Source organism: Pseudomonas sp. RA_5y_Pfl1_P24 (assembly GCF_963970945.1).
GTDB lineage: Bacteria > Pseudomonadota > Gammaproteobacteria > Pseudomonadales > Pseudomonadaceae > Aquipseudomonas > Aquipseudomonas tritici.
In genome coordinates this window covers 1-18671 of the sequence record NZ_CAXAOJ010000014.1, presented here as the reverse complement: position 1 = coordinate 18671, position 18671 = coordinate 1, and the positions used below count along the sequence as shown (strand labels likewise).

The window sequence follows — 18671 nt, the reverse complement described above, 5'->3', positions numbered from 1 at the left end:
AGAAACACCATGTGTGGCATCGTAGGCGCAGTCGCTGAACGCAACATCACTCCCATCCTGCTCGAAGGCCTCAAACGCCTGGAATACCGTGGCTACGACAGCGCCGGTGTGGCCGTCTTCTCCAACGCCGGCAAGCTTGAGCGCATGCGTCGCCCGGGCAAGGTCAGTGAACTGGAGCAAGCCCTGGCCGGTGAGCCGTTGGTTGGCCGTCTGGGCATCGCCCATACCCGTTGGGCTACCCACGGTGCGCCGTGCGAACGCAACGCCCACCCACACTTTTCCGGCGACCTCGCGGTGGTGCACAACGGCATCATCGAAAACCATGAAGTGCTGCGTGAGCAACTCAAGGGCCTGGGCTACGTATTCACTTCGGACACCGACACCGAAGTCATCGCCCACCTGCTGAATCACAAGCTCAAAGACCTGGGCGACCTTACGGTCGCCCTCAAAGCCACCGTAAAAGAACTGCACGGCGCATACGGTCTGGCCGTGGTCAGCGCCACCCAGCCCGATCGCGTGGTTGCCGCCCGCAGTGGCAGCCCGTTGGTGATCGGCCTGGGGCTGGGGGAAAACTTCCTCGCCTCCGACCAGTTGGCCCTGCGCCAGGTCACCGACCGCTTCATGTACCTGGAAGAAGGCGATATTGCCGACATCCGCCGTGAAAGCGTGCAGATCTGGGACGTTAACGGTCAGTCTGTCGAGCGTGAAGCTGTGCAATACCGCGACGGCGCCGAAGCCGCCGACAAAGGCGAATACCGCCACTTCATGCTCAAGGAAATCCACGAGCAGCCGGCCGTGGTGCAGCGCACCCTGGAGGGTCGTCTGGGCGACAAGCAAGTGCTGGTCAACGCCTTTGGCCCACAAGCCGCCGAGTTGTTCGCCAAAGTGCGCAATGTGCAGATCGTGGCTTGCGGCACCAGCTACCACGCCGGCATGGTTGCCCGTTACTGGCTGGAAGAACTGGCCGGCATCCCATGCCAAGTCGAAGTGGCCAGCGAGTTCCGCTACCGCAAAGTGGTGGTCCAGCCTGACACCCTGTTCGTGACCATCTCGCAGTCGGGCGAAACCGCCGACACCTTGGCCGCCTTGCGTAACGCCAAGGAGCTGGGCTTCCTCGCCAGCCTGGCGATCTGCAACGTCAGCATCAGTTCCCTGGTGCGCGAATCCGACCTGACCCTGCTGACCCAGGCCGGTCGCGAAATCGGCGTGGCCTCCACCAAAGCCTTCACCACCCAGCTGGTCGGCCTGTTGCTGCTCACCCTGTCCCTGGGCCAAGTACGTGGCACCCTCGCCGCAGGTGTTGAAGCCACCCTGGTCGAAGAACTGCGCCGCCTGCCAACCCGCCTGGGTGAGGCCCTGGCCATGGACAGTATCGTGGAAAAAGTCGCCGAGCTGTTCGCCGACAAAAACCACACCTTGTTCCTCGGCCGTGGCGCGCAATACCCGGTGGCAATGGAAGGCTCGCTCAAACTCAAGGAAATCTCGTACATCCACGCCGAAGCCTACCCGGCCGGCGAGCTCAAGCACGGTCCATTGGCCCTGGTGGATGACGACATGCCAGTCGTCACGGTAGCGCCAAACAACGAACTGCTGGAAAAGCTCAAGTCCAACCTGCAGGAAGTACGTGCCCGTGGCGGCCAGTTGGTGGTATTCGCCGACGAGAAAGCCGGCATGACCAACGCTGAAGGCACTCACGTCATCAACATGCCGCATATCAACGACACCCTGTCGCCGATTCTCTACACCATCCCGCTGCAACTGCTGTCTTACTACGTCGCCGTGCTCAAGGGCACTGACGTTGACCAGCCGCGCAACCTGGCGAAGTCGGTGACGGTGGAGTAATACGGCACGCGCCTTGAGCGCCCTTCGAAGCTACGAAATAAAGTCTGTCGGAAATAAATAAAGTCTGTCGCTGGCGCATTCGACCCCCCGATTGAGTAGCCGGTGACGCTTTTTCCGGGCCACCGTGCTCGGGACGCACTGAGTATTCGTTAAGAGAGGTTTTTAAAAATATTCAATATATTTCCTACTCTAGGGACGAATACATAGGTCATTCGATGTTGCCGCTGATGCAGAATTGACCCATCTGCCGACTTGGCGTTGCCCCACAAGCATTCAGCCCAAAGTCAGACCTGCTAACGCTTTACAAAGTAGAAGCCTGGGTCAGCGAAATTTCGGCAGCAGGGTCAATTCTGCATCAGCGGCAACAGCGTGGCTGACGGAGCTGGATCGTCAGGCGGAAATGGAGGCTGAGCACTCAGCCAACTACCCGACTGTGGAAGGGCTGTTTCAAAAAGGTCGGGCTGCCAAGACCACCCGGTATCCGGGCTTCTCCGAAGCCAATTCCAGGCTGAACGCCAGTACCAGCATCTACGACCTCAATATGAGCTGGGTGCTCTTCGACTTTGGGCTTCGCGCCGCAAAAGTCGAAAGTGCCCGCCAGTTACTGAACGCCGCCAGTGGCAGCCGAATTGAAGAATTGCAGAAGTCGATGCTTACCACCGCCAGAGTCTTTTACCAAGTGCAGGCCAACACCGCGCTGTTGCAAGCCAAAATCAGTGCTGAACGTCTCGCGCACAACAGCCTGAAAGCCTCTAACGCAAAATATCATGCTGGCGCCGGCCAGCAGACATATCGTCTGCAGGCGCTGGAATCCAGAACCCGGGCATTGGCAATCAGTCGTCTTTTTGTCGAGAGTGCGAGCAAGTCTTATGACATTGCTCAGGGCCGTTACAAGGCTGGGGAGGGCAGTATTCTTGAGCTTCTGCGTTCGCAGAGTGACCTGGCCTCAGCGAGGCAGAAACGTTTGGAATCCTTGGTAAGCTGGCATAAGGCTAAGCTGCAATTGGCACCTGACATTGGCAGTCTGAACATTGGAGAATGAATGTTGTTTCCGCCGCCTACTTGATGGCCTGCGTAGCGAACTGCGCTGCAGCGGCTGCCCGGGTCGATACCCCCAGAGCTTTTAACAGGCTTGAAACGTGTATGCGCACGGTAAAGGGGGAAATACCCAAATCTTTGGCTATTTCCTTATTAGTTTTGCCTGCGGCGATCAGACTCAGTACCTGTTTCTGACGTGTAGTAAGAGGGCTTAGTGCGTTAACCGCTGATTCGTTGAAAAGCGAACCTGCGGACTTGTAATTGACGACGACGTCGCCCTGTCGGATAGAGACGATAGAGTCGGTTATTTCCTGTGGATCGATGTTCTTGCCAATAAAGCCATCAGCACCATTCGACATGACTTGGGAGATGGTTTCCGGGTCATCGATCATCGAGACCACGATGATCGAGGTACGTCGGAACTCATTGCGCAGTTTGGCAATGGTGTGAATCGAGTCCAGTCCGGGGAAGCGCAGGTCCAGAATCAGAGTGTCAACTTCTTCACCGGAGCGTGCCAAGGTCAGCACTTCATTGAAATTGCCTGCCTGCTCAATGATAGCTTCTGGCAACAGACGTTCGATGGTACGCAACATGCCTTCACGAAATAGGGGGTGGTCGTCAGCCACTATGATTCTGCACGCCATGCCTCTGCTTCCGAATTTTAAGTCGGGTCATCATACTCGATAGGCGCAATGCGTATCGCCTGTGAGAAAAATCTAGAGTGATTATTTATGCTCTCGACATCATGGAAGAGCAGGTTCGCATGACCCTAGTCAGATGATGGTGGTCGCCAAGTTAATTAAGTTATCGCGAAAATGGCACGGGAGAAGCATTTACCGCGCTCGATCTGGAGTAGAAAGCGAAAGTGGGTATGTGAGCGATAGCCACTAGCCGCTCGTCGAGCGGAACGAGTCCGCAGTAAAACGAGGTGCCTTGATGAAATACCGGAAAAACGCTGAACTGGATCAGGCGAATCTGAGGCTGATAGTGGCGACGTTCGCGGTCACCTACGTGGCGCTGTTAGGTTTCCTGCCTGGGCTCGACATAGCGAAGTATCAACCGATCATTCTCTACTATGCCGGCTTTCTGGTGGTATCTCTGATCCTGCGCCAGCACATCACCAGGTTCCCCGGCGTCTTTCCGGTCCGCCTTGTATTCGGGATGGTCCATGACTACACCGCAATTTCCGTCGGTTTGGTCGTAGGCGGAGAGGCAACGCTGCCGATTTTCAGTGTGATGGTCTGGGTGACCCTGGGCAATGGGATGCGCTTTGGCTCGCGTTACCTGTCGATTGCTGCGTCGCTGGCGCTGCTGGCCATACTGATCATTTATAAATTGACGCCGTACTGGCAAGCGCAACCATTCATGGTACTGATGCTGGTCGCTATCACGATTCTGGTGCCTGGCTACGCCCACATTCTGTTGGTGCTGGCTCGCCAGGCATCGGAGCAGGCAACCGTTGCCAACCGCGAAAAAGAGCGTTTTCTGGCCCAGGCAAGCCACGATCTGCGCCAGCCCATTCACTCGATCGGCATGTTTACCGCGTGCCTGCGTTCAAGCCCGCTAGGTGACTATGAGCGTCAGCTGGTCGACAACATCGATCGTTCCCTGCACAACGTATCGCAGTTGTTTCGCTCGATTCTGGATATATACACGCTGGACAGCGGCAAGGTTTCGGCCAAGTCAGACGTGGTCAACCTGGGTGACATGCTCAATGAAATAGCTCAGCAAAACACGGCTGCCGCCCGATGGGCCGGCGTGGAACTGAGAGTCCGGCCGTGTCGGCGCTGGGTAAGAGTCGATGCCACACTGCTTGCCACGATGGTGCAGAACATTCTGTCCAACGCACTCAAGTATGCCCCCGAGCACCCGGTGCTGATCGGTGTACGTCGCCACAAAGGTAGCTTGTCAATCAGCGTGCATGATCAGGGGCGAGGCATCGCGGCTGAACATCTGCCCAAAGTCTGTGACGAGTTCTATCGGATTCGCCATGTTCGCGATAAGGACGTTGAGGGCGTAGGGCTGGGGCTATCCATCGTCAAGCGGCTCAGTCAGCTTCTTGGCGTACAGATTGATATCAATTCCCGTGTTGACCGCGGCACGACAGTTACTATCCATGGGCTTGAAGAGGTGAGCGCGCCTGTAAAACCGGCCCGCAAAAAAACATTGGGCGACAGCCTGCTCAAGGGCGTCAGGATCTGCCTGGTGGAAGACGACAAAAATGTGCTGATGGCAACCGCCGCGCTGCTGGAAAGGTGGGGATGCGAAGTCCAGGTCGCCCGATCTGTTGAAGGGTTGACCACCGACTGCGACATTATCGTAGCCGATTACGACCTAGGCACCGAGGCCAATGGCCTTGACTGCATTGCGAGTATCAGAGCAGCCCGCGGCTGGGATGTACCGGCTTTGATCCTTACCGGGAGGGAGGTGGAAGTGGTCATTGAATCAATGCAGGGTACCGAAGTGTCCGTGCTCTCCAAGCCGCTGCGCCCTTCGGAGTTGCGCCTGAACCTGTTGTCGCTTCACGAGAGGCGGGTGAATACGTCCTGACCTGAGTGCTGCTGGTCAGGGCGCAACGGACATAAACCAACAAACGGCCCGCGAATGTCTGACGGTGGAGGCACATCAGGGAATGGATAGATGCAGATCGGATCAGGTTTGATCACACCAATGCGGGTACCGGCATGATGGTGAAATCGGCGCCGCCGGAGACGCAGTGCAGCCCGGTGTCAGTCAGTTCATGAGCCTGAGCCCAGCAGATAGCTGCTGTAGTTTCGGTGGTTTTCTGATGGCGGATAATTATGTCAAACCTCTCCATGTTGGTAGGGACACGCTTTTTACGTAGTAGGTTATAAACAGGACTGCCTGACCCTCATCGACTATTCACCTCATGCCCAGACGCTAATGTTCTGTTTTCGAAATAATTTACTTATTGGCTACGGCTTCAAGTGCCTCACGCGCCCGCTTGATTTTGTTCAAGATATCCTCTCCCTTTGCGTTCCTAACGTATCGGGTCGGCTGAGCATTGCGTAACGCCATTAACGCTGTAATGGAGCTTTACAGCTCGCGAACCGAGGTAAAACTGCCGTCGCGAAGATACACCGTGACGTCTCGAAAGAAGCGCTCAACCATGTTCATCCATGAGCTGGAGGTCGGCGTGAAATGAATATGAAAGCGAGGATGTTTCGCCAGCCAGGCTTTCACTGCCGCATGCTTGTGCGTCGCATAGTGATCGACGATCAGGTGTGGCTGGAGGTGTTTGGGCGTCTCTTTATTGATCTTCTTGAGAAAGGCCAGCCACTCTTGATGCCGGTGCTGACGCTCGATGCTGCTGATCAATTTGCCCTGAAGATAATCCAGTGCGGCGAATAAAGTGACCGTGCCGTGTCGGGTGTAATCATGGGACTTAGTCTGGATATGACAGATGCCCAAAGGCAAGCCCGGCTGCGTCCGCTCCAGCGCTAGAACCTGGCTTTTCTCATCGCAACACAACACCAAAGCCTTGTCCGGCGGGGCCAGAATCGTCGGGCAGGAAAAGCCAGTCAGCCGTGCGATGTTGTCCCGGGTTTCGCCCTCGGCAGCCAGCAGGATAATGCGTGCTCGACGGCCTTCTCTCTGGGGGAGAGTCGCAGAGCGAACGCGCCGTTTCAGTTCGGCCTTTTCTTCGGGGCTAAGCGTGATGTCCAGAGCACTCACTGTCAGCTCTCCAAGGCAGGGGTGACGTTTGAAGTGTAGACGAATTAATCAGTAATTTATTTCGCGAACAGCACACTAGTGCGCACCTAAGGCGTCTATGCTTAGTCAATTTTTCAGGCATGTCTTAGTTCAATAGCTCATCTGTACTATAGAAGTTCGTGGCTGGAGTCACCATTATCGTGCGAATGCTTTCGTCTGCTCACTAAAAGTGCCAAAGGCGCAAAGAGTTTAATATGAAGTACTCATAGTTACCGGATGTGTTTTATGAAGGATTAAGGCGCTCAGGGGTAGGATTAGTTTAACGTTGTTGCCACTGATGCAGAATTGACCCAGCTGTCGAAATTCCGCTGCCCCTAAAGCGTTAGCCCGTCTGACTTTGGGGGGACTTATGGCGCAACGACAAGTCGGCATATGGGTCAATTCCATAATTATCAATTCTGTTAGTGAGGCAAGAAAATGATAAAGATTCAACAAGCTTTAATACTACTGGGCGCTCTGACGCTAGCAGGTTGTGCCGGAATGACGACGGATGACAAATATAGCACCAGCTATGTCGAATCCCACATAATTGAGGGTAAAACCACGCAAGCCGACGTTCAACGCCTATATGGCGTTCCTGATAGTAATGAAAAGTCAAGCAACGGAACAACTTGGGTCTACCGTAAAGGTGGTACCTTGAGCGATGTTTCAAGTTTGGTTGGTTATATCCCCGGGGCTGGCTCTGTTTCTAGCGCATTAGCCATGGGAAGATCTACCTCAGCAGCTGTATCGAGTGTAAATAAAGTAGCTGGTAAAGCCAATGGTAATACCGAGATTCATGGTGATCGTTTTTATGTGACATTTACCAATAAGGGAATTGTTGATTATTGGAGCCTTGAGTAATATAAATCGGACTGAACCGTGTAAGAGTATGGCCGCTTATGCAGAATTGACCTGGCTGCCTAAATGTTGGCTTGACTTTGGGCTGAGTGATTATGGGGCAACGTCAAGTTGGCAGACGGGTCAACTCTGTGTCAGCAATAACAGATAGATATCTGTATGCAGTCTTTTTAAATCTGTACCAGCATTTGTATGTCATTCTTCAAAACTCATCCGGATAGATAGGCTGATCACCTCTACTGTGGCGTTAGTGAAATAGCTCTTCGTTATTTTCGGCTACGCTGCGGATGTCATTCCTGCCGTTGATAGCTGACAGTGAGTGCTCTACCGGAGGTATGCTGATGTTTTCAATAGTAGTTGCCTAATGGCTTATTGGTTAGCCTCTCCATCGAGCGAGATGGCGTGGAGTATTTTCCGCGATATGCCTTCAGCGCGTCCGACTATAGCTGCGTCGAGGCGCTGGAGATGATTATTGTCAGAACTCGATTAAAAGCTGATACCTAAGCCTCGGCTACCTCTACCCTGTTTCGTCCCGCTAACTTACCTTCGTAGAGCGCGTAATCCGCCCTTGCAATTGCGTTGCTGAGAACCTCATCAGCACGATATTGAGTGACACCAATAGAGAGAGTTACGCTTACTTTTTTGCCATTGCTGTCAATCTCCAATGCCTGGACCGCCTTGCGTATACGTTCTGCGCTATCAGTTGCATTGCTAAAATCCGTATCCGGCAATATGGAGAGAAATTCTTCGCCGCCCCAGCGTCCGATAAAGTCTTGCTCTCGCATTGAACATTTGAGTAATAGGCTCACTGCCTCGAGTACACGATCACCGGTATCGTGACCGTATAGATCATTGACCTGCTTGAAGTGATCTATATCCATCAACATCAAGGTGAGATTGCGGGGACGTCTATGATGCCGTGCCAAAATTTTCTCGGTCAGAGCAATCATGTGCCGACGGTTGAATAACCCGGTTAATGAGTCCGTCGTTGCCATACGCGCCAGGCTCTTGTGAGCGCGGGTTACCGTGATCACATAGAACAACGCAAGATAGCTGAACATGCAGAAAACTACTGTCAGGTTAAAAACATGCACACCCAACAGGGCATTGGAGGAGATGGGTTGCAGAGGACTTACGAACCACATTAGTACATCTAAGCCTACATAGTAAGCCCAAAGGCAGCCTGCGTATATCCAGGCGCTACGGGCACGCATGCTGACGAACAGGGCCGGAATAAACATTAACAAGAAGTAGTGAAAACCACTTCCCCAGCCGACCAGAACTGTGCCCAGCCCAGCGTGCACAAGCACTTCAATACGTATAAGGAGAACTGCAAACTGATTTCGTCGTTGCTTGAACGCGTGATAGGCATAGACATACATGGCCACGCTGACCACGTTTATCCACGCCAAAATGGGTGAGCCCAGAATGAGGAAAATGAAAAAAAACGCAACGTCTACGCTGCCCGCCAATTGGCAGCAACGCATGGAAAGTTGCCAAAATTCTGGTCGAGCGTCGCGCTTGGGTAGGCTTTCAGAGCGTGTCCCTTGCATCAAACCTGTTACCTCAATATCCGGGTATACGTCGGTTTTTTAGGTTGGCTTTCTCAAGCCAGCAAATGAGGCGTAAAAAAGGTTTCGCAGGGCCTTCAGGTTTAAGGTACGAGGCTAAGCATCAGTTGTCTAGTGGCTACTGGCCGCTTTTTAGCGGGAAAGGGGGCCCGGAAAAGACGCGAAGGGTACGTCGTGTGCGTTGCCCACGGCGCGCTGTTCAACCCGCTGATGGTTCTTCTTGGGGGCTCGGGGCCGCTCCGCCAGTCGGGCCTGCACTTTCTCCCAATAGCTTCATGCTTATGATCGCTTCCGTTTAAATCTAGATGGACTCCATGCCACAAGCGGCGTTGTAAGACCGTGTGTTCCTCGGACGGCTACCCTTTTCCTGCAAGGTTTTTGGTTCAATTTTGAAATGCGGGCAACCATGGGGTTTCAGAGCATAGGAGGCAGAAGGAAACGTGAATGACAGTTCGATTTGATCTGCTATCGTGGAGGAAACACATTTCATCCCTGCTGAAGCTGAGTGGCTGCTGAGATGCGATGTCAAGGAGTTGGACCTGCCTTATCTGTTCGATAGCCCAAAGGCGCGGGCGTATAGAGGGGCAAATGTGGGGATAAAAAGTTGCTCGACGATCTCAAGCTAGAGCCGTTAACTATTCTAATTGTCGATGATCAGCCTATGAGTGTCCGGATCATCCGAGACACGGTTAGTGGTCTTGGAAAAGTTATATTTGCCACATCGGGGCTGGCGGCTATTGAAATAGTAAAGAGGTCACCGCCTGATGTTGTGCTACTCGACATTGAAATGCCTGGCATGGATGGATTTGCTGTATGTAAAGCTATCAAAAGCGATCCCGCCACAAAAGACGTTGCTATCATCTTCATTACCGCGCACGACCAAGATACTCGACAGATTGAGGCGCTTGATATGGGCGGCGTTGAATTCCTGAACAAGCCGCTGAATATTCCCATCGCGCGCGCCCGAATCAAAATGCACCTGGTCCTGCGGTTAAAGAACAAGCAGTTGATCGAAGCAAGACGAAGTCTGGAAAACGTAGTTCAAAACCTGCCCGCCTTTATTTCCCAGTGGGATAAAGAACTGCGCAACGTGTTTACTAACGATCCGGGCGGCAAATGGTTTGGTCTGCGCGGCAGCCAAATGGCGGGGCTGCACCTTTGTGATGTATTAGGAGAAACCAATTTTTTTGCCATTGAACGGCATCTTGACGCAGAGCTTAAGGGAGATAATACGTCTTTCGATATCAGTCTAATCCGCCCTGACGGAGACATGTTGCACGGTCAAGCTTCCGTGGTTTACCGCGATGTCGAAAATCGTGATGCTGGTTTTCTGCTGCTGATCACTGACGTCACGGACCGCAAACGTGCAGAGACGGCGCTATTTCGTGAAAAGGAGCGTATTCGAATTACCCTCAATTCAATTAGCGATGCCGTCATAGCAACCGATGTAGAGGGGCTGATAAGCTTTTTGAACCCGATCGCTGAAGAGATGACGGGATGGAGGGGCGCAGACGCGCTTGGTCAAGCGATCGAGAAGGTGATGCCACTGCGTGAAGCCAGTACTGGGCTCGAACTGCAAAATCCAATTCGCCTTGCGATACGCGAAAAACGAACTGTTGGTATGAAATTGAGTTCTAGATTGGTCTGTCGTGATGGCAGCACAATAGAGATTGAGGACTCCGCGGCACCCATTTTCGCTTCGGATCAGGAGCTCACAGGCGCAATTACCGTATTCCATGACGTTAGTGAAGCTCGGGCGTTGGCTATCAAGATGGCGCATTTAGCAAATCATGATGCACTGACCAACCTGCCAAATCGGATTTTACTGCGCGACCGTACTGAGCAAGCGATTCGCGACGCCAAGAGCGTGGGCGGAAGGGTCGCCTTCCTCTTTTTTGATTTGGATCACTTTAAAAGCATCAACGATTCGAGCGGTCACTCGACCGGTGATCTACTGCTCCAGCAAGTCGCTACCCGGCTTAAAAAAAGCATGCGCGGTAATGATACGGTCAGCCGCCAAGGCGGAGACGAATTTATAGTTCTATTACATAACATTCAGAAAGTTGAAGACGTCGCGTCAAAAGCAGAATATTTGCTTGGTTTGCTGTCAGAGCCTTATTGGATAGAAGGTAACCGTTTCAATCTCACTGTGAGCATAGGCATAAGCCTTTTCCCTGATGACAGCGATGATATGGCGACTCTACATCATCAAGCAGATGCGGCCATGTATCGTGCCAAACAGGATGGTCGTAATCGTTTCCAGTTTTTTTGCGCGGAAATCGAAGATACCTTGCGGTCTCGCCACCTGCTGGAAAAGCAAATGCGTGTTGCCTTAGAAAATCAGGAGTTTGAGGTCTATTACCAGCCTAAGGTGAATGCCAAGCACTCGACTATTATCGGAGCGGAAGCCTTAGTTCGCTGGAGGCGGGCTGATGGTCAACTGGTTTCTCCAGCTGAATTCATACCGATGGCGGAAGAAACCGGACTTATAGTGCCTATCGGTCTTTTTGTGCTTCGCCAAGCGTGCCTGGATGGTGTCAGGTGGCATGCAGAGGGCTTTCCCATCCTTATTGCCGTTAACGTCTCCTTGGTGCAGATGGAAGAGGTCAACTTCGTTGACTCAGTAAAGGCCGTGCTCGTAGAGACAGGTATTGCTCCAGAACTTTTGGAGCTTGAGATCACCGAGGGCGTGTTTGCCAGCAATATGATACGCACTCGTGATTCGTTGTTTGATTTAAAGGCGCTGGGAGTTTCTATTGCACTTGACGACTTTGGAATCGGTTATTCGAGTCTCGCCTACCTCAAGCGCTTCCCAATCGACGTACTCAAAATTGATCAAAGCTTTGTGCGCGATATGCTGATAGACAGCAGCGATGCTGGGATTGTGGAGGCGATAATTCAGATGGCGCAAAGTCTCAATCTCAGACTGGTCGCAGAAGGGGTTGAGCAAGAAGTTCAAGCTCAAGCACTGCTTGCTCTCGGCTGCCAGGTAATGCAGGGATATTTATATGCAAGACCGATTCCCTCGCTAGATTTTGAGGCATTACTGTTCCGAGGACTTGGTTAAATGCCCAGAAAACGCGACGACCCGAAGACCAGTTCAGCATAAGTTTTTAAGCTGTTTGTCATAAGTTAAGGATAATGAATGTCCGATTTTATTGACTTAAGTGCGATAACATCAGAGAGGCGTCTGTCCCTCGGGACATTGCCCGCTCTGCTGTTCATTCTCGGCGTGCTTTTCACAGCGGCACTTTGTTTATGGGCTTCACAGCGCAACCAAGCTACTACACATGAGGCAATGGTTGACGCCACTCAGAGGGCTCTTTCAGCCATTCAATCCCAGCTCCAGCTTTATCAGTACGGCCTTCGAGGAGCGCGAGGTGCGGTGCTCACGAAAGGCGAGCAAACAGTCACACGCGAGCAGTTCAAGCGTTACAGCGACAGTCGCGACCTTATCAGCGAGTTTCCCGGTGCGCTTGGTTTTGGGTTTATAAGACGAGTCCCTCGTCCTGAGCAAGCTAGTTTTCTAGAGGCAGCACGTCGCGACGGCATGCCTGATTTTTCGATCAGAGAGCTCTCCCCAAATGAAGGAGAGAGATATGTGATCCAATATATTGAACCGTCCGGACTGAACCGACCAGCGATTGGCCTGGACATCGCTTCGGAGGCCAACCGTAAGACGGCAGCACAAAGCGCTATGCTCAGTGGCAAAGCAACGCTGACCGGTCCAATCACGTTGGTTCAAGCGACCGGCCAGCCCAATCAATCTTTCCTTTTTTTGATGCCGATTTACCGCACAGCTAAAACGCCTGAAACAGAAGCAGCAAAAATAGACCAAGCCTATGGTTGGAGCTATGCTGTTCTCAGGATGCAGGACGTGCTGGGCGACAGCGGAGTCAATCTTGCGCACGTAGGTTTAGAGTTGCAGGATCAAACAACACCGGGTCAACCAGTAGTGTTTTACTCAACCGTGACGCCAGAAAATCTAGCGCGAGCCATCGACAGCTACTCTGTCACACAAGAGGTCTATGGCCGGAAATGGCAACTCAAACTGAGTATTTATCCAGAGTTCATTTACACACTTCCTTTGATGTCGGTGAATGCTTTGGCCTTGAGTGGCGCATTGACAAGCCTATTCATTGCTGCGTTTACCTTGTTATGGAGCAATACCCAGCGCCGCAAGGAGCTGTTGATAATGGCGAGACTACAACTTGCCAACGTGATAGAGAATTCAGTTGATGGCATTATTGTAAAAACACTCTCGGGTACGGTAGTCGGCTGGAACAAAGGTGCGGAACATCTTTTCGGCTATACGGCACCTGAGGCAACGGGTCAGTTGCTTTGCTCATTGATCGTACCTCTAGATCTTCAAGATGAGGAAATAAACATCTTAGAGCGTATTCGAGGCGGTCATGCAGTTGAGCATTTTCAAACCCTTCGGCAACATAAGGACGGCCATCTGATCCATGTGTCTGTGTCCGTATCCCCAATGTGCGACTCCGTAGGCAACATTATAGGAGCCTGCAAGACCATCCGCGACATCACTATAGAAAAGGCAGCTGAAGCGCAGGTATTGGCAAGTAATCTTTGGCTTGAGGGGGAGGTCCAAAAACGTACTTCTGAGCTGGAGAGCGCACGGCGCGCGTTGCGCACCGTTTTGGATGGCGTCCCGTCCATGATTGGCTATTGGGATACGCAACTCATCAACCGCGTCGCCAATCATGCTTATCAGGTCTGGTTTGGGCTCGATCCAGAGACGTTACCGGGACGTTCAATGCAGGCTGTATTGGGTGAACAGTTATTTCACGCCAATCGCGGTTATATAGCGGCTGTGCTGCGTGGAGAACCGCAGAGCTTCGAACGAGCGATCCCTGGACCAGATGGAAAGATCCGACATTCGCTTACCCATTACATCCCGGACACCGTCCAAGGTGACGTTAAAGGGTTTTTTGTGATAGCACATGACGTGTCCGAGATCACCGAGAGCCGCCTCAAACTGGCACAGGCACTCCGTGAAAACGACCTGTTATTGCAAACTATAAACGAGCAGCTACTTTATTCCTTAACCGATACAAACGGCCTGATTCTGGATGTGAACGAACGCTTCTGTGACGCTCACGGTTTTGCGCGAGATGGGTTACTGGGCAAGACTCACCAGTTACTTAAGTCGGGCGTTCATCCCGAATCATTCTGGCAATCGATGTGGTCCACGCTCCAAGAGGGCAAAGCGTGGCGTGGCGAAATTTGCAATCGTACGTGCGAGGGCAATCTGTGTTGGTTTGATACCGTTATTGCGCCCCGCATTGAGAGTGACGGCAGCATAAACAGTTATATTGCCTTGTGCATCGACATCACCCATCGACGCGCTGCCGATGAAGAAGTGTCGAGACTGCATTTGTTGTTGCACACTGTGTTGCAAGCGGCATCAGAAGTATCGATTATCGCAACTGATAGAGCTGGCGTCATTAGCGTATTCAATGTGGGCGCTGAGAATATGCTTGGTTATAAGGCGAGCGAAGTTTTAGGCTTTTTGACGCCCGCCAACTTTCATCTTCAGGATGAGATCTTAGCTCGTGGTCAGGTACTGACCAAAGAGTTTAATCAAGTCATTGAAGGATTCCGCGTTTTTGTGCATATTCCCGAAGTCGCTGGCGCTGAGGTGAGGCAATGGACTTACGTGCGCAAAGATGGTGAGCATCTAACCGTTTCGTTAATCGTTACTCCCATGCGCGATTTTCAGGGATGCATCACGGGTTATCTGGGCATCGCCACCGACATTACCCAGCAAGCACTACATCGACGTGAGCTTGCTGCTGCACGTGATCAACTTTTGCTTGCCGCAGAGGCGGCGCAGCTAGGGATATGGAGTTGGATTCCCGCGCAAGATCTGATGGAGTGGAATGACCGTATGTTCAGCCTCTATGCAACGCCTAGAGACTTGAAGGGTGGTGATCAACTCTACAATCATTGGCGATCGCGTATACACCCAGAAGATATAGAGGCGACTGAGACCAGTTTACTTGCTGCAATAGAGGGCCACGGGAAATATGATCCCGTTTTTAGAGCGCTCCGGCCTGACGGTTCTATTCGTTATGTGCAGGCAGGTGCTTACGTTGAGCGCGACCAAGATGGCAAAGCCACACGTATAACGGGTATTAACCTGGATATTACTGAGCGCAAGGAGGTTGAGGCCGAACTGCGTGGCGCTATAGAGCGCGCAGAACAAGCCAGCCAAGTCAAAGGCCAGTTCGTGGCCAACATGAGCCACGAAATCCGTACCCCCTTGAATGGGGTGCTGGGCATGCTACAGCTGCTGCGCAACGGTGGGTTGGATAGACGACAAGACGATTATGCGAGGAAAGCCCAGACGGCAGCTGAGTTGCTTCTCGGTCTTCTGAACGACATCCTCGACTTTTCGAAAATGGATGCGGACAGACTAGAGCTTGAGCAGCATCCATTCAGCCTTGAAACACTCCTGCGTGACCTGGCGGTTATCCTGTCAGGCAATATTGCCGATAAGCGCGTCGAGTTGCTATTTGATGTTGCCCCTCAACTCCCCAGTGCTGTTATTGGGGATCAACTTCGTTTACAGCAAATTTTGATTAACCTAGCGGGCAACGCGATAAAGTTTACCCCTGAGGGGCATGTTGTGGTGAAACTAACCGAACTGTCGCGCAATGACGAGCAGGTCGTGTTGCGCATTTCTGTTGCGGACACCGGTATAGGTATAAGCCAATCACAGATTAGCGGAATTTTTGAAGAGTTCACGCAAGCGGAAACCTCCACAACCCGACGCTTTGGTGGTACTGGTTTAGGCCTGGCAATCAGCAAGCGCCTGGTTCAGATGATGGGAGGTCAGCTACGCATTGACAGCGAGCTGGGAAAAGGCAGCACGTTTTGGTTTGATATCGCACTTGCTATTGATGATTCCGCGCCGCTCACGTCCATTCAGATTTTCACTGAGCACAGGCGTCGCGTATTGGTTGCTGATGACAACGTTTTATCAGGCCAGATTTTGGTACAGGCACTTGAAGCGTTCGGCTGGGATGTCGTTTTTGTCAGTGAAGGCTGCGCGGCTGTTCAGTTGGTTAATCAATCCATCTCTCTGGGCGTCCTCTTCGATGCCGTGATTATGGATTGGCGAATGCCCGATATGGATGGCTTGACAGCGGCAAGATTAATAAAAAATATCCCGGATCATCCAAAGCCTCCGGTGATTGTTATGGTGACAGCATTTGGCCGCGAAGAACTGGCTGACGCGGTCAAGGATCAAGACGCACCATTTCAGGACTTTCTTACCAAACCGGTTACCCCTCAACAACTTTACGCTTCCATTGAATATTCATTAGGGGTGTCAGGTCCTTCAGGTATTGTTCAAGGAGTACAGACTACGGCTGGGGCACTTGAAGGCCTACGCCTGCTCGTGGTTGAAGACAATGCGCTTAACCGACAAGTGATCAGTGAGTTGCTGAGTGCAGAAGGCGCTGAAGTGACCCTAGCAGACTGCGGACTCCTAGGCGTCGAACTTGCCATCCACGAACAAGGCGAGTTTGATGTCGTAATCATGGATGTACAAATGCCGGATATCGACGGCATGGAAGCTACTCGCCGTATTCGGTCCACTGCTCACTTTGCGTCACTGCCCATTGTCGCAATGACTGCAAATGCATCCCCTGCTGATCGTGAATTCTGCCTCGCTTCAGGCATGAACGAGCATCTAGGCAAACCTATCGATATGGCCGAAGTTATTTCCGTATTACAACAGCTGACTGGGAGAGAGCGTGAGCCCCTGTTGACGGCGAACCAATCATCGCCTTTCTATCAAAATAACTTAATCGAACCGTTTGACAAAATTTTACTCCGCCTCGGAGGACGGGCTGACGTATACGCCATGGCTCTAAGCAGTTTTGGCGATGAGTGTGAACGTCTGCTCGCTGAGCTGGAAAAAAACGCTCAGATTTTTGATGCAACGAGTGTTGCGGACACATTGCACGCACTTAGAGGTGTCGCTGCAACGGTAGGAGCCACAGCGCTAGCAAAACAGGCGGGCGAATGGGAGGCCTTAGCAAGGCAATCGCCGCCGAACAAGCCTGCGCTAGGGCTGCCCTCTGATGGAATTTCTGTGCTCCGAAATTTGATGAGGGACAGCATTGAAAAGTTGCAGAGTGCTTTTGATGCTGAGAACATTTCAAATTTGCTTGACGGGCGAGACGAGTCGCTTTGGTCATCAGAACGAAGTATTGCTTCGCTGGAGAATCTTTTGATAACCCTGGTGGCAGGTGATATGCGAGCGTTGGACGATGTCGCTGAGCTAGAAGCGCATACCCCTATCTCCCAACGGGCCGCGATTACTAGTCTCGTTAAGCTGATCCAAGACCTAGAGTTCTATGAGGCGATTGAAAGGATCAAACACTTACTTACGGAAAAGTACAAATGAAAGAACTTCTCAATCAGCTAGTCGCCACTCGGGGATTCAAGCCAAAAGTTCTTGTGGTCGACGATCAGCCTGTGAATATTCGACTAATAAACGAACTATTAAAAGTTGAATACGAAATTATTATGGCGATGGACGGTAAACAGGCCCTCCTCAAATGCCAAACACAACACCCGGATTTGATACTGCTGGATGTATTGATGCCTGGCATGTCAGGCCATGACATATGCCGTAGCCTTAAAGCCAGCGAAGACACACGCAATATACCCGTAATTTTCCTGACCTCCCAGGATGAGGTGGCCGACGAAGAACTGGGGTTCGAATTAGGCGCGGTGGACTTCATTACCAAACCTGTCAGGTCCTCGGTTATCATTGCACGTGTTAGAGCTCATCTAGCCTTGAAGTTACAATCTGACTTGCTGAAAACGATTGGGCTGACAGATGGTCTTACAGGAATTCACAATCGCAGAATGTTCGATGAAAACCTACAGCGTGATTGGCTGCAGTGCGCAAGATACGGGCAATACATTTCAATATTGATGATCGATATTGATCATTTTAAGCTATACAACGATCACTACGGCCATCAAAAGGGTGATGAATGTCTACGTGCAGTTGCCAATGCGGTAAAACATGCTCTTAGACGGCCTTACGATTCGGTCGCAAGGTACGGGGGTGAAGAGTTTTCTTGTATTTTGCAAAATACGGACGTTACCGGAGCTATAAGTGTCGCCCAAGCGATGCTTGAGGCAGTACGCGCAGTGGGTATCGAACATGTTGACTCACCTGCCCATGAAATTGTGACTGTCAGTATAGGTATTGGGACGACAATTCCGACTCGGGGTGCTTTGGCTGAGGAGTTGCTCAACGCAGCTGATAAAGAGTTATATAAATCTAAGCAGGCCGGGCGTAACAGGCTTAGCTTCATCGAGCTTAAGTAGTCTCTAACTCGTAAAAAGGTTTAAACGTCTATCCTGTCAATAGGAGAGTAGGAAGTACCTCTTTGCTGCCGTAATGTGTTAAGCGACATAAACTATACCGGGGGCAAGTTGGCGGTGTAGATGACTAACTTGCGTATCGTACAGTAAGCGCTCCATAAACCCCACATTCAAAGCGCTGATCTGATCCCGGATGCTGTGCTCCCGATTCCCTCAGGAGCCAGCTCGCCATGATGCGACCCGATGCCAAAGTCGAAAAAGTGTATCTGTACC

The 18671-nt window shown here is 51.9% G+C and carries 9 protein-coding genes and 1 pseudogene; 7 read left to right on the top strand and 3 right to left on the bottom strand.

The features are described from left to right. The first annotated feature begins 9 nt into the window (after positions 1-9). Both glmS and AACY30_RS21805 read left to right on the top strand, forming a co-directional pair. A complete protein-coding gene (gene glmS, locus AACY30_RS21810; RefSeq protein ID WP_339470557.1) occupies positions 10-1842 on the top strand; it encodes a glutamine--fructose-6-phosphate transaminase (isomerizing) in 1833 nt (610 codons plus the stop codon). Between the two features lie 235 nt (positions 1843-2077). Beyond that, positions 2078-2884, top strand: a complete 807-nt coding sequence (locus tag AACY30_RS21805) for a TolC family protein (protein ID WP_339541131.1) — start codon at positions 2078-2080, stop codon at positions 2882-2884. A 16-nt stretch (positions 2885-2900) separates the two neighbouring features. Here the strand turns inward: AACY30_RS21805 and AACY30_RS21800 are convergent, their stop codons facing one another. Further along, positions 2901-3524 (bottom strand): response regulator transcription factor, encoded by a 624-nt coding sequence (locus AACY30_RS21800; protein ID WP_339418564.1) that lies wholly within the window; start codon positions 3522-3524, stop codon positions 2901-2903. A gap of 292 nt (positions 3525-3816) precedes the next feature. On the opposite strand from AACY30_RS21800, the gene AACY30_RS21795 reads away from it, so the two are divergent. Next, the gene (locus AACY30_RS21795; RefSeq protein ID WP_339470559.1) at positions 3817-5430 is read left to right on the top strand and encodes an ATP-binding response regulator; all 1614 of its coding nucleotides are present in this window, start codon (positions 3817-3819) and stop codon (positions 5428-5430) included. A gap of 375 nt (positions 5431-5805) precedes the next feature. Here AACY30_RS21795 and AACY30_RS21790 read toward each other — a convergent pair. Beyond that, positions 5806-6576 (bottom strand): annotated as a pseudogene (locus tag AACY30_RS21790) (IS630 family transposase). Positions 6577-7032: 456 nt separating this feature from the next. Between AACY30_RS21790 and AACY30_RS21785 the strand changes: the two are divergent. Continuing rightward, positions 7033-7458 (top strand): hypothetical protein, encoded by a 426-nt coding sequence (locus tag AACY30_RS21785; protein ID WP_339418566.1) that lies wholly within the window; start codon positions 7033-7035, stop codon positions 7456-7458. Positions 7459-7955: 497 nt separating this feature from the next. Here AACY30_RS21785 and AACY30_RS21780 read toward each other — a convergent pair whose 3' ends face one another. Then, a complete protein-coding gene (locus tag AACY30_RS21780; RefSeq protein WP_339470560.1) occupies positions 7956-9008 on the bottom strand; it encodes a GGDEF domain-containing protein in 1053 nt (350 codons plus the stop codon). A 622-nt stretch (positions 9009-9630) separates the two neighbouring features. Between AACY30_RS21780 and AACY30_RS21775 the strand changes: the two genes are divergently transcribed. The 3 genes from AACY30_RS21775 (at position 9631) to AACY30_RS21765 (ending at position 18401) form a co-directional block, all read left to right on the top strand. Further along, entirely contained in the window at positions 9631-12093 is a 2463-nt protein-coding gene (locus AACY30_RS21775) for a GGDEF/EAL domain-containing response regulator (protein WP_339470561.1), read from the top strand. Positions 12094-12171: 78 nt separating this feature from the next. Continuing rightward, positions 12172-17463 carry a PAS domain S-box protein gene (locus AACY30_RS21770; RefSeq protein ID WP_339541130.1) on the top strand — a complete coding sequence of 1764 codons (5292 nt, stop codon included), beginning with the start codon at positions 12172-12174 and terminating at the stop codon, positions 17461-17463. Continuing rightward, positions 17460-18401 carry a diguanylate cyclase gene (locus AACY30_RS21765; protein WP_339470563.1) on the top strand — a complete coding sequence of 314 codons (942 nt, stop codon included), beginning with the start codon at positions 17460-17462 and terminating at the stop codon, positions 18399-18401. The genes AACY30_RS21770 and AACY30_RS21765 overlap by 4 nt, the downstream gene beginning before the upstream one ends. Positions 18402-18671 lie beyond the last annotated feature (270 nt).

Bases quoted from the DNA above. Each gene is read 5' to 3' on its own strand.
- glmS (WP_339470557.1), top strand. From the start codon at position 10: ATGTGTGGCATCGTAGGCGCAGTCGCTGAACGCAACATCACTCCCATC.
- AACY30_RS21780 (WP_339470560.1), bottom strand. From the start codon at position 9,008: ATGCAAGGGACACGCTCTGAAAGCCTACCCAAGCGCGACGCTCGACCA.
- AACY30_RS21765 (WP_339470563.1), top strand. From the start codon at position 17,460: ATGAAAGAACTTCTCAATCAGCTAGTCGCCACTCGGGGATTCAAGCCA.
- AACY30_RS21785 (WP_339418566.1), top strand. From the start codon at position 7,033: ATGATAAAGATTCAACAAGCTTTAATACTACTGGGCGCTCTGACGCTA.
- AACY30_RS21795 (WP_339470559.1), top strand. From the start codon at position 3,817: ATGAAATACCGGAAAAACGCTGAACTGGATCAGGCGAATCTGAGGCTG.
- AACY30_RS21770 (WP_339541130.1), top strand. From the start codon at position 12,172: ATGTCCGATTTTATTGACTTAAGTGCGATAACATCAGAGAGGCGTCTG.
- AACY30_RS21800 (WP_339418564.1), bottom strand. From the start codon at position 3,524: ATGGCGTGCAGAATCATAGTGGCTGACGACCACCCCCTATTTCGTGAA.